The sequence below is a fragment of the Sphingobacterium arenae genome (genome assembly GCF_014692505.1).
Taxonomy (GTDB): domain Bacteria; phylum Bacteroidota; class Bacteroidia; order Sphingobacteriales; family Sphingobacteriaceae; genus Sphingobacterium; species Sphingobacterium arenae.
Genome location: NZ_JACNYK010000007.1, coordinates 194,270 through 208,171, shown reverse-complemented (window position 1 = coordinate 208,171; position 13,902 = coordinate 194,270). Strand labels below are relative to the sequence as shown.

Genomic DNA, 13,902 nt, shown 5'->3' with positions numbered 1-13,902 from the left:
AATAGTGATTTATATCTTTTTAACAACATCCATTCTAGAGTTACCTTATATTTGTGTCCTGACGAAATAAGAACATATGATGAGAACATGGAAACAGATTGCTTTGTTAGGTATATGCTTCCTTCCCCTATGCGGAATTGCGCAATCTAACGAGACGAATCCCCCAAATTGGTACAATCTAGATTATGAAGCAGATGGCGTACGTGGGATCAGCACAGAAAAAGCATACGAACTGTTAACTGGCAAGAAGTCTACTCCAGTGGTCGTAGGTGTGCTGGATGGCGGAATAGATTACAATCACGAAGATTTGAAAGATGTCATATGGACAAACCCCAAGGAGGTTGCCAGCAACGGTGAGGATGACGACAACAACGGCTATATTGATGATCTACATGGGTGGAACTTTATCGGAAACGCCGATGGAGAGAATGTACAATATGATAACCTAGAAGTTACGCGCCTAATTCGTCTTTACGAACCCAAATACATCTCCGTATTACCCTCCACACCGCTACGTGAAGAAGAACGTAGGGAGTTCGTAGCTTACCAGCGAATGATCAGTGATTATACAACCAAGCTTGATCAGGCAAATTTTGGGAACTTAAACTATGGGAGATTAAAAGAAGAAATCGATGCCATCGCTCAAAGTTTAAGTAAGGATGTCAAGGATATCACCAAAGTTGACATCGATACCTTCAAACCAAAGACAGACCGTCAAAAATTAGCTATTCGCATGACAAAAAGAGAACTCAGCGACACGAAGAGCTTTGAAGATTTCTATAAAGAACTGGAGGAAGGGGTAGATTATTATCAGGCGCAGGTCGATTATCATCTGAACAAATCTTTCGATTCCCGTCATATCGTTGGCGACAATTACGAAAATGCAGATGAACGTTTTTATGGAAATGCGGATATAAAAGGCCCCGATGCAGATCATGGCACCCATGTGGCTGGTATCATTGGTGCCAAACGGCATAACGGAATAGGCATTGACGGTATAGCAGACAATGTGAAGATTATGGGTGTCCGTATTGTTCCTGACGGGGACGAGCGAGACAAAGATGTGGCAAATGGGATACGTTACGCAGTAGATAACGGCGCAAAAGTAATTAATATGAGCTTCGGAAAAGGGTATGTATATAATAAGAAAACCGTGGATGAGGCTATAAAATATGCGGAGCAAAAAGATGTACTTCTCGTTCATGCCGCAGGCAACGATGCCAAAGATAATGATTTGATTAAAAACTACCCGATGAAATACTACACGGATAGTCTTGACGCTGTAACAGGTGAGGCTTCTAATTGGATTACAGTGGGCGCGACGTCATCGGGGCTCGATGGCGACCTGTTAGCCGAGTTCTCCAATTATGGATACCGTTCCGTAGATGTATTTGCCCCAGGAGTCAAAATAAACTCTACCATGCCCGAATCGGCGTATAAAGAACAAAACGGAACAAGTATGGCTGCGCCAGTAGTGTCTGGTTTAGCGACGATATTACGCTCGTACTACCCTGAACTTACAGCCAAAGAAGTAAAAGATATTATCTTAAAATCTGTCACCAAGGTGGACGAAAAAGTAAAGATAAGAGTCGATGGTTCCACTAAAAAAGTGTATTTGGACGAAATCAGTGTCTCAGGGGGAATTGTAAATGCAAAAACCGCAATAGAAGAAGCTGATCGATATGTTCAAGAAAAAAAGTAAAAAAATGTTAATTTTTTATACTATAACCTGTTATCCGGCGTTTAATATATACTTACATAATTAAAACGCTTATGGTAGAATTCTTTACAGAGAAACATGATACGGAATTAAGCGAGGAAGGGGTAAGCATGGTCGAGATAGTTGATGAAACATTTGAACAAAATCTAAAATCCAGTTTGCAGAAATTGGTAAAAGAACCTAGCTCCAAATCCATAGAGAATATATTGAATTATTCTCGTAGCTTAAGAACGTAAAATGGCAAAGTCTCTAATAAAACTTAGAGACTTTGTTTTTTAACCATACCACCCTCCTTCAGGCTTTGCCGTTTACATTTTACTTGTTAATTTTGCTCATGCTGAAAAAACAACGGTATGAGGAATTTGTGAAGTATTTTTCAACACACAACCCTGATGCACAAACGGAATTAAACTATAGTAATCCCTACGAACTTCTGGTAGCTGTTATTTTGTCCGCACAGTGTACAGACAAGCGTATCAATCAAGTGACCCCGAGGCTTTTCGAACGTTTTCCGGACGCTCCATCATTAGCAAGCGGTACGGTGGATGAAGTATTTACCTATATACGCTCCGTGAGTTATCCTAATAATAAAGCCAAACATTTGGTAGGGATGGCTAACAAATTAATGGAAGAATTTCAAGGTAAAGTACCCGAAAAAGTAGAAGATCTTATTAAGTTGCCTGGTGTAGGGAGAAAAACAGCTAATGTCATCTCTTCAGTGGTATATAACAAGCCGGCCATGGCTGTAGACACGCATGTTTTTCGCGTGAGCAATCGTTTGGGGCTAACAAGCCGTGCCACGACTCCATTGGCGGTAGAAAAGCAGTTAGTTAAACACCTCCCAAAGGAGACTATTGCTATCGCGCATCATTGGCTTATCCTTCACGGACGATACATATGTGTGGCGAGACGACCAAAATGTGAAGAGTGTCCAATCACATATTTCTGTAAGTACTTTGAAACACATTACCTGAACAAAAAAAGCTAACATTTTTAGCTAAATTATTTTGATTATTTAATATTTAATTTTACATTTGAGAAGTTAATACTAAAAATATGAGTAACGCAGATAAACTGAAAGCTTTACAGCTCACTTTAGATAAATTGGAAAAATCGTATGGCAAAGGTACGATTATGAAATTAGGAGATTCCGCAGTAGAACCAATTGAGGCTATCTCTACAGGATCGCTTGGTTTGGACATAGCACTCGGTATTGGTGGCGTACCTAAAGGGCGTATTATTGAGATTTACGGGCCGGAATCCTCGGGTAAAACCACACTGGCCACACATATTGTTGCTGAAGCACAAAAAAAGGGAGGAATAGCGGCTATCATCGATGCTGAGCACGCTTTTGATAAATATTACGCACAAAAGCTGGGAGTAGACGTAGAAAACCTACTTATCTCTCAGCCCGATAATGGTGAACAAGCTTTGGAAATTGCAGACAACCTTATCCGCTCGGGTGCGATTGATGTTATTGTTATCGATTCCGTTGCCGCTTTGGTACCTAAGGGGGAAATTGAAGGAGAAATGGGAGATTCCAAAATGGGTCTCCAAGCCCGTTTAATGTCTCAAGCTTTGCGGAAATTAACAGGAACAATTTCGAAAACCAACTGTTGTTGTATTTTTATAAACCAATTACGGGAAAAAATTGGTGTCATGTTCGGAAATCCAGAAACGACTACAGGTGGAAATGCCTTAAAATTTTATGCTTCTGTACGCTTGGATATCCGTAGAACTTCCCAAATTAAGGATAGTGACGAAGTAGCGGGCAACCGTGTTAAAGTAAAAATTGTAAAAAACAAAGTAGCTCCCCCATTTCGTTTAGCAGAATTTGATATTATGTTTGGTGAAGGCATATCCAAAGTAGGTGAAATCATTGACTTAGGAGTCGAATATGGTATTGTCAAAAAGTCTGGATCTTGGTTTAGCTACGGCGACACCAAATTAGGTCAGGGACGGGATGCCGTAAAGAGCTTATTATTGGATAATCCCGATTTAAGCGACGAACTCGAAGCTAAGATCCGAGCAGAAGTAAGTGGCAGTGATCTTGATGAACACATCGCAGGAACAGAAGAATAAAACTATCAAATAGTTAGAGAGAGTTAAAACAGGTTAGAAAATTAGATCTGTTCCACTTCTTAACTCCTTAACTTTCTCACTTTATTAAAAAAACGGAGACTATAAAAGTCTCCGTTTTTATTTTATATTAATTTACTTCGCTTCTTGATAGCGTTTCGCTACAGCATCCCAATCGATAACGTTGAAAATCGCATCAAGGTAGGCAGGGCGTTTGTTCTGATATTTCAAATAGTACGCATGTTCCCATACATCAATACCCAAAATAGGTGTCCCTTGCACGTCAGCTACATCCATTAAAGGATTATCCTGATTCGGAGTAGATGTTACGGCAAGTTGGCCATCTGCCTTCACGATCAACCACGCCCAACCAGAACCGAAACGTGTTGCACCTGCGTTTTGTAATTGTGTTTTCAGCTCTGAAAATGAGCCAAAGGTCTGGTTGATTGCCTCTGCTAATTCGCCCTTGGGCTCCCCCCCTCCGTTTGCGCTCAAAACAGTCCAGAAAAGCTTATGATTAAAGTGTCCGCCACCATTATTTCGAACGGCAGCAGGATATTTAGAGATGTTTTTATTGATTTCTTCCAAAGATAGGTTTTCAGCATCTGTCCCTGCAATCGCTTTATTTAAATTGTCTACATAAGCTTGATGGTGACGGTCATGGTGAATTTCCATGGTTTCTTTGTCAATGTGTGGCTCCAACGCATTGCTTGCGTATGGTAAAGCTTCTAATTCAAATGCCATAATATTTCTGTTTTTTTGATTATAATTAAATAAGAACACGAATATAACAAATTCCAGTGGGCTTCGGTTTTATTTACCTTTCAAAAGTTTCTATCCTTACCTTTTATTACGAAAAAATGATTTTATCAAATCACTACATTCCACAGCTAACACACCTGGAACTACCCTTGTTTTGGGATGATAAAGTTTGCCATATCGAGAAGCTCCCCTCTTTTCATCTATCGCTCCATATACGATCTTGGCAATTTGCGTCCAATACGATGCTCCGGCACACATGACACAGGGCTCTACCGTAACATATAAAGTACAATCTTTTAAATATTTGCCTCCCATATAATTGGAAGCAGCAGTGAACGCCTGCATCTCCGCGTGGGCAGTCACGTCGTTTAATCGTTCGGTGAGATTATAACCCTTCCCTATAATTTTCCCTTGACTAACGATAATAGCTCCAATAGGAACTTCATCTTCCTCGAGAGCCTTTCGTGCTAGCTTTAATGCTTCCCGCATATAGACTTCATCTGTCGTTATAGGGTCGTCATCTACGGTTTCAAAATTATATATCTTCATTTATTCCATTTTTTAGATTTAACCGTTTACATTAATTTCGTGCCGTTAGGCACCTGTCTTTCTATGGAATTCAATACAATATCGCCGTTATGGTCCGGTAAACCTGTAACTAAACATTCCGACATAAAATCAGCTATCTGTTTTTTCGGGAAATTAACAACCGCAATAATTTGTCGACCTATTAAATCTTCTTTCTTATAGTGAACCGTAATCTGTGCGCTGGATTTCAAGACCCCTATTTCGCCGAAATCAATACGCAATTGGTAGGCCGGCTTACGTGCCTTTGGGAAATCGGATACATCCAATATAGTTCCGACACGCAAATCCACTTTTTCGAAATCTTCCCATGTAATCAAGTCCATCATTACTACACACGATTTGAGTCGAGATTTGACAATTCCTTTGCCAATGTAAATGTTATGTATTCCTTATCACGTCGGAGTCTCTTTGCTAAGCTAGTCACCAACGCTTCCTCTTCCCCAGGTGTATAGACTAAATCATCCTCTGTTAGATGATTATATTTCCGGCTCAACTTTATCTTTAAAACTTCCCATTCGGAACGTGTTATTTTTAGTACACTCATATATTAAATATTGAAATAAATACGTTATTATTGTAGCGTATTAAAATAAACAAATATTTTTCACATGAAAAAATCTATACTTACTTTAATTTGTTTGATTGCTGCTATCAGCATCTCACAAGCACAACTATTCCCAACATTTAAAGTAGGATTAAAAGCCGGTTTGGGCTTTTCTAGTTTAAGTTCGGAAGGGAGATTTCTTAATTCAGATACGAAAACAGGCTTCCAATTAGGTGCCTGGGGCCGTGTAGGAATAGCAGGGTTCCATATACAACCTGAAGCCTATTATGCCAGCAAAAAAGTAGGCATCGAAACGGAAGGCGGCCAAAGTGGTGATGCTACTTTCAAAAGTTTTGATGTACCTATTTTATTAGGAACTAGAGTTGGACTTGGTCCTATAGGCGCTCGTATCCAAGCAGGGCCCGTATTCTCTTTTGGACAAAACGAAGACATAAGCTTCACGAAACCAGCAGAATGGGCAAACTACAAAAAAAGCTCTACCGGTATCATCGGCGGTATTGGTGCTGACATCAGTAGTTTCACTGTAGACCTCCGTTACGAACACGGATTAACTAAACTGAATGAAACCGGTAATCAGAAAATCAGAATGTGGACTATTGGGGTAGGGTTCTCGTTCTTATAGACTTTAAAAGAGTTTTAAATGAATCAAAAAAGAGGTCATTCGTATGAATAACCTCTTTTTTGATTAGAAACGTTCTAAATTATTCGTTTTATGGTTACTTTGTCATAATTATGTTAACAAATAAATAGATTTGCTAAATAATATATAAACATCTAGGATAATGAGTAATTCAAAGCCAGTTTTAACTTCTTCACTTGGAAGAAAACTAATCATGAGCTTGACAGGAATTTTTTTATGTATGTTCCTGATCGTTCATTTGATTGGTAACTTGCAGTTATTTAGTAATGACGATGGGTACGCTTTTAACAAATATGCGTATTTCATGACCCATTTCACACCCATTAAGATAGTATCATATCTTCTTTATGCATCTATCATTTTACACGCTATTTATGCCTTGATTTTAACACGGAAAAACAAGGCAGCTCGACCTATCGGCTACGCCCAATTTAACGGCGCGGCAAATAGCAAATGGAATTCCCGCAATATGGGAATCTTAGGAACCATTATTTTGGTTTTCTTGGCGACGCACTTGCAGAACTTCTGGTGGAAATACCACAATGATCAGGTACCTTACGTGGAATATCGGACGGATTTGGCGACCGGAGAAACTACGCCACGTGAATTACAGGCTAGCGAATTCCACGACTACCAAGTTACAGTAGAGAACAATGTAGAGATTGTCAAAGCGCGCGACTTATACAAACAGGTAGATTTTGCTTTCCAAAACATTGGATTGGTTATTCTTTATATCATTGCAATGGTGGCCCTATCTTTTCACTTAATTCATGGATTTAAGTCGGCCTTCCAGACGCTAGGTGTTTCTCATAAAAAATATGTGCCTATCATTGAATTTTTAGGTGTTTGGGTGTTCGGTATCATTATTCCGATAGCATTTGCAATGATGCCACTATATTTTTATTTCGTTAAATAATATTTGAGGATATAGCTGTATCTGTTAAATATAAATTATTTAAATATGTTAGATTCGAAAGTACCTGCAGGCCCTCTAGCCGAAAAATGGTCAAAACATAAATTCAACATGAAGCTGGTCAACCCAGCCAACAAACGTAAATTCACTATTATTGTTGTAGGTACCGGCTTGGCGGGAGCATCGGCAGCAGCTTCGTTAGCAGAGTTAGGTTACAACGTCAAAACGTTTTGTTACCAAGATTCTCCACGTCGTGCGCACTCTATTGCGGCACAAGGTGGTATAAATGCCGCTAAAAACTATCAAAATGATGGAGACTCTGTTTATCGTTTATTCTACGATACAATTAAGGGCGGCGATTACCGCGCACGCGAGGCTAATGTGTATCGTTTAGCCGAAGTCTCTGTTAATATAATCGACCAGTGTGTCGCACAAGGGGTTCCATTTGCGCGCGAATACGGAGGTTTATTGGATAACCGTTCTTTTGGTGGAGCACAAGTATCCCGTACATTCTATGCACGGGGCCAAACGGGTCAGCAGTTGTTATTAGGCGCATATTCGGCATTGAATCGTCAGATCAGAAAAGGTAAAGTCACTTCCTACACGCGTCATGAAATGTTGGATTTGGTAAAGATTGACGGACATGCACGTGGTATCATCACGCGCGACATGGTGACAGGTAAAATAGAGGCACATGAAGGACATGCGGTATTGTTATGTACAGGAGGTTACGGAAACGTTTTCTTTCTTTCGACCAATGCCATGGGGTGTAATGTTACGGCTGCTTGGAGAGCACACAAACGTGGCGCTTTCTTTGCAAACCCTTGCTATACACAGATCCACCCGACTTGTATACCCGTAACTGGTGACCATCAATCTAAACTAACCCTGATGTCAGAATCGCTTCGTAATGACGGACGGGTTTGGGTACCAAAAACGCAAGAAGTTGCCGAAAAATTACGTCAGGGGCAATTAAAACCGGCGGATATCAAAGACGAGGATAGAGACTACTTCTTAGAGCGAAAATATCCTTCTTTCGGTAACTTGGTGCCTCGTGATGTCGCATCCCGTAATGCGAAAGAAATGGTAGACGACGGCCGCGGTGTTGGTAAATCTGGCGTGGCCGTATTCCTAGATTTTGCGGATGCTATCAAACGTCTCGGAAAAGATACCGTAGAGGCCAAATACGGTAACTTATTTGACATGTATTACCAAATTACAGACGAAAACCCATACGAGCAACCGATGCGTATCTACCCTGCGGTACACTATACGATGGGCGGAGTATGGGTAGACTATAACTTAATGACGACCGTACCTGGCTTGTACGCCCTGGGTGAATGTAATTTCTCCGATCATGGTGCTAACCGGCTAGGGGCATCCGCATTGATGCAAGGCCTATCTGATGGCTATTTCGTCATTCCTTACACCGTAGGTGATTACCTAGCAAATTTAGGAAGCTTTGCACCGGTTGATAAAAACAACCCTGCTTTCGAACAAACACGTAAGGACGTCGAAGAGAAAATCAATACATTATTAAGCCTGAAAGGTTCAAAAACCGTGGATGATATCCATAAAAAATTGGGAAATATCATGTGGGAATACTGTGGTATGGCTCGTACGGCGGAAGGCTTGACAAAAGCGAAAGGTTTAATTCAGGAGTTGAAAAAGGAATTTTGGTCTGACGTGAAAGTGTTAGGTGAAAATGAAGAATTAAATATGTCATTGGAGAAAGCTGGCCGCGTGGCGGATTTCCTTGAGTTAGGAGAACTAATGGTAGACGATGCGTTAAACCGAGCGGAATCCTGTGGTGGGCACTTCCGTCTAGAGTCTCAGACAGAAGAAGGAGAGGCTAAACGAGATGATGAAAACTTCACCTTTGTTTCTGCATGGGAATTCCAAGGGGAAAATCAGGCTGAAGTTTTGCACAAGGAAGAGTTAGTTTTCGAAAACGTCAAATTAACACAAAGAAGTTATAAATAGTAGGGAGATATATTATCATGGCACAACATATGAACTTAACGCTGAAAGTTTGGCGTCAGAAAAATGATAAAACCAAAGGTAAATTTGTCACTATTCAAGCAAAGGATATCGCAGACGACATGTCTTTCCTAGAAATGCTGGATGTTGTAAACGAAGACCTTACACGTAAGGGAGAAGACCCTATATATTTTGATCACGATTGCCGCGAAGGTATTTGTGGTATGTGCTCATTGGTTATCAACGGCCGGCCACATGGCCCGAAGTATGGTATAACAACTTGCCAGCTACATATGCGTTCTTTCCATGACGGACAGACGATTGTCATTGAGCCGTGGAGAGCGGCCGCCTTTCCAGTCTTAAAAGATTTAGCAGTAGATCGTACTTCGTTCGACCGTATTCAACAGGCAGGCGGATACGTCAATGTAAACACGGGGGGTGTTCCAGATGCCAACACGATCCCTATTCCAAAACGCATTGCAGATGAAGCATTTGAATCTGCGACATGTATCGGTTGTGGTGCTTGTGTAGCTGCTTGTAAAAATGCTTCTGCTATGCTATTTGTATCCGCTAAGATTTCGCAATTTGCATTATTACCACAAGGTCAAACAGAACGTTATGAAAGAGCACAAGCTATGATTGACCAAATGGATGCAGAAGGATTCGGCAGCTGTACAAATACTGGAGCATGTGAAGCGGAATGTCCAAAAGGCATTAAATTATCGAACATAGCTCGGATGAACCGGGAATATTTTGGAGCAAAATTCTTCCGTGAAGAAGATGTACACACCCATTCCTAGATACGCCGTAGCTTAGAAAGCATGAGGTATCCCCGTTATGTATACACATAACGGGGACTTTTATTTATATTTACATCCATCGTACGGAAAAGAATGGAGATGCTTACAAAAATTCGGTTTTTGCTCTTAATGCTAACGCTATCCCTAATGGGTACAGCACTCACCATCCATTTCACGATTACCGACGAAGACATGCTCGAGCTAGATGAAAAAAAGCTCACACAAAAAATCCATTGGTACGAGGATAGAATTGAGGAAATATGGCAGGACAGTCTCATCTTAAAGACATTTCAGCACGCCGACAAGTATCCTGTCCAGCTATCCAACCTTACGACGAAGCTGGCCGAAGAACACATTTATTTTTATATATATAATGATAACCAAATTGTCCATTGGTCCACGTACATCTACGTGCCATTCAGCGATGTCGGTTTAAGCGAGAAAACTTCTGTTATTCAGACAGAAAACCGTTCTTTTTTGACAATGAAAAAAGAGCTCACTAACGGTATTTCTGTACTCGCCTTGGTTCCCATAAAACGGAATTTCGTAAATACCAACCAATTCTTACGTAATAATTTTCTTTCCACTATCGGCGTCAACAATCTTGATATTGCTCGGTATGACGATAACAAAAACATACGTAATATTTACAGCAAGCAAGGCAATTATCTATTTTCCGTCAAGCTAATCGAGGGAAAGAAGGATAATCTATTTATTAACCTGCAATTCTTTTGTTGGGTTGCTGGACTGGTGTGTTTGATTATATTAGTCAATAGTATTGCGATCTATTTTGCGAAAAAAGGAAAAGCATGGCTGGGAATTATTCTGTTTGCTGGTATACTGGTAGCTGTAAGGTATATAGATCTTCAATCAAATTGGCTTTTTATCCATTCCAGTCTGGAATTATTTGATCCGAAACACTATGCCTATAATCAGTTTTTGCCCAATATCTGGTCGTTTTTAGTAACGACATGCGCGATGTTTTGGTTTATGTGTTTTATTATGTCCATTCAGAAACACCTCCAAACTCCCCCTTTTCTGTCAAAAAAACGCTATGCAGTTACGCTCTCCATCATCGGTATTTTTTCGATCTATTTCCTTGGTCATGTTATCTATTATTTTCTCGGGACGCTCCTTACACATTCTCCCGTATATGAAAATGACTTCACCAAAATCCTCAATCTTGGCTCCTACGGATGGTTATGTATCTTGTTATTTTGCCTTAATGTACTCACCTTAATATTGTATATTGACCGGGTCGTTCAAATGGTACGCCAACTGCTCAATAACATCACAGCCATATTAAATATCGAATTAATTTGCTTGGTTTTCGCACTTATTGCCACGGCGCTTATCGGTTTTAATATTCTCTTCGGTATCCTGTTTGGCATTTTAGTTTTTCTTCGGACATACAAGGTTTATCATTTTTCGTCGCCCTATCAGCTTTCCACTTTTATTTTAACCATACTATTATTCTCGGTCATCTCGGTTATATCTTATAATCATTACAACGAGATAAAAAAGATGAATAAAATAGAACAGTCTATCGCTCACCTTTTGGCCGAAGATGATGTAAATGCGGTTTCGCTATTTATCGATCTGGAAAAAAATATTGTCCATGATTATCGATTGCGTAAACTTTTCAGCTTGGATGATAGTATTCCCGACATACCTTATATCACTGACTATATTAAAACAAGATATATGAGTGGCTATCTGTCGAGATTCGAATTCCAAGCGTTCTATTATGACAACGACGGTACTCCCTTGGAGAACTATACGGTTGATAAACCTGCGGAATATCGTGAAAACGTCATCAAGAGCGCTATAAAGATCCCTTTTACGTCAAATTTTTACCGTTTGCGTAGCGAGTTGGGCACACATGAGTATTTCACCCATTTCTCTATCCCTTACGAAGATGACCCTGACAAGTTTCACCACATCTATCTCAATATAAAAAACCTTTCTTATAGTACTTCCCTTCCATATCCGGAAGTATTAGCGGATAATAATGCTACGAACTGGCAATCCGATTCCTTCAGAGATAACTCATATGCCCTTTATAAGGGAAATAATCTGGTTACGCAATATGGAACATACAGTTATATGGAAAACGATTTAAGCATTCCAAACAAGCTTCGAGAATATATACCACTAGCTGTAAATGATCATTATTACCATCTTGCCTATAAACCGGACCAATATACTACGATTATTTTCAGTACGCCGAAAGCTTCTCTTTGGGAACACTTGGCTCTAGCGTCTATCGTTTTTATTCTTTTGCTAACCTTCTTCGGCTTATTTAATCTCATCAATTATCTTATTAAAACTTTTTCTAGCATATCATTCCGATGGAACAGAATTCAATACCATTTCCGCATATTATTCAACAATATCCAATACAGTACACGCATCCAAGCGCTGGTGAGTGCATCGGTCTTATTGGGAACATTGATATCAGGAGCGGTAGCTTTCATCAGCTTAAATAGGCAGTTGGAAGAAACAACCACCAATAATCGATTAAAGGAAATCGCCGAAATAACCAAAAAGATTGAAAATTATATGGCGAGTAGTCAAACTCAAGAGGGGTTTAAGGAAAAGATTGTAGATATGCTCAAGGAAATGGCCCCTTCTACCATGATGAACTTCAATCTATATGATAAGTCCGGGAAACTACTTTATTCCTCACAGCAACGTATCTTTGATCTCAAACTTATATCCGAATATATGAATCCGGCAGCAATGAGTAAACTGGCTGTGCTGCGGAATTCCGAAGCCTATGAACGGGAACGTATTTCCAATTTCTGGTTCTCTTCTGTATACGCGGCCATCAAGTATGAGGATTACTCAACGGCGGCCTACCTAAATATCCCCTACTATACCACAGAAAAAGATGCGGCGGACAATAAGAATTTGTTGCTAAACACCATTTTAAATATCTACACATTCATCATTATTCTATTTGGTTTTATCGCTGTGACACTGTCTAGGAAAATAACCAAACCATTGGACATTGTACGAATGAAGCTAGCGGAGACACAATTATCTAACAAGATTAACGAACCACTTTATTGGGATAGAAACGACGAAATCGGCATGCTCATCAAGGAATACAATCACATGTTGATTAAGCTGGAAGAAAGCGCCAAACAATTGCGAGACGTAGAACGCGAAACCGCTTGGCGCGAAATGGCAAAACAAGTAGCGCACGAGATTAAAAACCCGCTTACGCCGATGAAGCTAGGTATTCAGCAGTTGATTCGTTCTTACCAAGAAAATGATAGTCGCTTTGAAGAACGTTTTCAACGTATATCCACTTCAATTATTGAACAGATTGATCTGCTCTCCACTATTGCAACAGAGTTTTCTGCTTTTGCAAAATTGCCGGAAACAAGTCTCGTTCAAATTGATCTCGTCGCAAAAATTCGAAAGGCTATCAACCTCTTTAGCAATACAAGTAATACCACTATCAATTTGATCAACGAAACATCCGACAAATCAGTTTTTGTACAGGGTGACCGTGACCAATTCTTACGGACGTTTAATAATCTATTTAAAAATGCTATCGAAGCAAGTTTAGGTAGAAAGAAAATTAAAATTAACATTATCTTACGGTATACCGAGGAAGATTTGATAGAAATTCTCGTCCAGGATAACGGTTTTGGCATTCCACAAGACGTTATTCCTAAGATATTTAGGCCTAATTTCACCACGAAGAGCTCTGGAACGGGGTTAGGGTTGGCTTTTGTAAAACAGACAGTAACTGGAATAGGAGGAAAAATTGATTTTATGACCCAGCCGGGTATAGGCACAACATTTATTATAACACTGCCTATCTATAAGAAATAATTTTTT

At 39.9% G+C, this 13,902-nt stretch carries 13 protein-coding genes; 9 read left to right on the top strand and 4 right to left on the bottom strand.

Translation table 11 applies throughout. The annotated features are described in order from the left end of the window. Positions 1-76 precede the first annotated feature (76 nt). The 4 genes from H8B17_RS19125 (at position 77) to recA (ending at position 3,802) form a co-directional block, all read left to right on the top strand. Positions 77-1,702: a S8 family peptidase gene (locus H8B17_RS19125; RefSeq protein WP_223816679.1), complete on the top strand. Its 1,626-nt coding sequence runs from the start codon at positions 77-79 to the stop codon at positions 1,700-1,702. A gap of 71 nt (positions 1,703-1,773) precedes the next feature. Continuing rightward, positions 1,774-1,956 carry a hypothetical protein gene (locus H8B17_RS19120; RefSeq protein WP_190310825.1) on the top strand — a complete coding sequence of 61 codons (183 nt, stop codon included), beginning with the start codon at positions 1,774-1,776 and terminating at the stop codon, positions 1,954-1,956. A 98-nt stretch (positions 1,957-2,054) separates the two neighbouring features. Then, positions 2,055-2,708 carry an endonuclease III gene (nth, locus tag H8B17_RS19115; protein WP_190310824.1) on the top strand — a complete coding sequence of 218 codons (654 nt, stop codon included), beginning with the start codon at positions 2,055-2,057 and terminating at the stop codon, positions 2,706-2,708. Between the two features lie 68 nt (positions 2,709-2,776). Further along, positions 2,777-3,802 (top strand): recombinase RecA, encoded by a 1,026-nt coding sequence (gene recA, locus H8B17_RS19110; RefSeq protein WP_190310823.1) that lies wholly within the window; start codon positions 2,777-2,779, stop codon positions 3,800-3,802. 132 nt (positions 3,803-3,934) lie between these two features. On the opposite strand, the gene H8B17_RS19105 is transcribed toward recA, so the two are convergent. The 4 genes from H8B17_RS19105 to H8B17_RS19090 all read right to left on the bottom strand — a co-directional run bounded on the left by H8B17_RS19105 (position 3,935) and on the right by H8B17_RS19090 (position 5,693). After that, the gene (locus H8B17_RS19105) at positions 3,935-4,543 is read right to left on the bottom strand and encodes a superoxide dismutase (protein WP_223816678.1); all 609 of its coding nucleotides are present in this window, start codon (positions 4,541-4,543) and stop codon (positions 3,935-3,937) included. Positions 4,544-4,639: 96 nt separating this feature from the next. Beyond that, positions 4,640-5,110 (bottom strand): nucleoside deaminase, encoded by a 471-nt coding sequence (locus tag H8B17_RS19100; protein WP_190310822.1) that lies wholly within the window; start codon positions 5,108-5,110, stop codon positions 4,640-4,642. A gap of 26 nt (positions 5,111-5,136) precedes the next feature. After that, positions 5,137-5,472, bottom strand: a complete 336-nt coding sequence (locus tag H8B17_RS19095) for a tRNA-binding protein (RefSeq protein WP_190310875.1) — start codon at positions 5,470-5,472, stop codon at positions 5,137-5,139. Between the two features lie 5 nt (positions 5,473-5,477). Next, a complete protein-coding gene (locus tag H8B17_RS19090) occupies positions 5,478-5,693 on the bottom strand; it encodes a hypothetical protein (RefSeq protein WP_190310821.1) in 216 nt (71 codons plus the stop codon). Between the two features lie 64 nt (positions 5,694-5,757). On the opposite strand from H8B17_RS19090, the gene H8B17_RS19085 reads away from it, so the two are divergent. The 5 genes from H8B17_RS19085 to H8B17_RS19065 all read left to right on the top strand — a co-directional run bounded on the left by H8B17_RS19085 (position 5,758) and on the right by H8B17_RS19065 (position 13,896). Next, positions 5,758-6,336 (top strand): outer membrane beta-barrel protein, encoded by a 579-nt coding sequence (locus H8B17_RS19085; protein ID WP_190310820.1) that lies wholly within the window; start codon positions 5,758-5,760, stop codon positions 6,334-6,336. Between the two features lie 160 nt (positions 6,337-6,496). Then, entirely contained in the window at positions 6,497-7,270 is a 774-nt protein-coding gene (locus H8B17_RS19080; protein WP_190310819.1) for a succinate dehydrogenase cytochrome b subunit, read from the top strand. A gap of 45 nt (positions 7,271-7,315) precedes the next feature. Beyond that, on the top strand, positions 7,316-9,250 hold the full coding sequence (locus tag H8B17_RS19075) for a fumarate reductase/succinate dehydrogenase flavoprotein subunit (protein WP_190310818.1): 1,935 nt from the start codon (positions 7,316-7,318) through the stop codon (positions 9,248-9,250). A 17-nt stretch (positions 9,251-9,267) separates the two neighbouring features. Continuing rightward, positions 9,268-10,047: a succinate dehydrogenase/fumarate reductase iron-sulfur subunit gene (locus H8B17_RS19070; RefSeq protein ID WP_190310817.1), complete on the top strand. Its 780-nt coding sequence runs from the start codon at positions 9,268-9,270 to the stop codon at positions 10,045-10,047. 147 nt (positions 10,048-10,194) lie between these two features. Beyond that, positions 10,195-13,896, top strand: coding sequence for an ATP-binding protein (locus H8B17_RS19065; RefSeq protein ID WP_223816677.1), 3,702 nt, complete (start codon positions 10,195-10,197; stop codon positions 13,894-13,896). Positions 13,897-13,902 lie beyond the last annotated feature (6 nt).

Coding starts and splice junctions, on each gene's coding strand:
- H8B17_RS19120 (WP_190310825.1), top strand. CDS start 1,774: ATGGTAGAATTCTTTACAGAGAAACATGATACGGAATTAAGCGAGGAA.
- H8B17_RS19125 (WP_223816679.1), top strand. CDS start 77: ATGATGAGAACATGGAAACAGATTGCTTTGTTAGGTATATGCTTCCTT.
- H8B17_RS19085 (WP_190310820.1), top strand. CDS start 5,758: ATGAAAAAATCTATACTTACTTTAATTTGTTTGATTGCTGCTATCAGC.
- H8B17_RS19105 (WP_223816678.1), bottom strand. CDS start 4,543: ATGGCATTTGAATTAGAAGCTTTACCATACGCAAGCAATGCGTTGGAG.
- recA (WP_190310823.1), top strand. CDS start 2,777: ATGAGTAACGCAGATAAACTGAAAGCTTTACAGCTCACTTTAGATAAA.
- H8B17_RS19090 (WP_190310821.1), bottom strand. CDS start 5,693: ATGAGTGTACTAAAAATAACACGTTCCGAATGGGAAGTTTTAAAGATA.
- nth (WP_190310824.1), top strand. CDS start 2,055: ATGCTGAAAAAACAACGGTATGAGGAATTTGTGAAGTATTTTTCAACA.
- H8B17_RS19080 (WP_190310819.1), top strand. CDS start 6,497: ATGAGTAATTCAAAGCCAGTTTTAACTTCTTCACTTGGAAGAAAACTA.
- H8B17_RS19100 (WP_190310822.1), bottom strand. CDS start 5,110: ATGAAGATATATAATTTTGAAACCGTAGATGACGACCCTATAACGACA.
- H8B17_RS19075 (WP_190310818.1), top strand. CDS start 7,316: ATGTTAGATTCGAAAGTACCTGCAGGCCCTCTAGCCGAAAAATGGTCA.
- H8B17_RS19065 (WP_223816677.1), top strand. CDS start 10,195: ATGGGTACAGCACTCACCATCCATTTCACGATTACCGACGAAGACATG.
- H8B17_RS19095 (WP_190310875.1), bottom strand. CDS start 5,472: ATGGACTTGATTACATGGGAAGATTTCGAAAAAGTGGATTTGCGTGTC.
- H8B17_RS19070 (WP_190310817.1), top strand. CDS start 9,268: ATGGCACAACATATGAACTTAACGCTGAAAGTTTGGCGTCAGAAAAAT.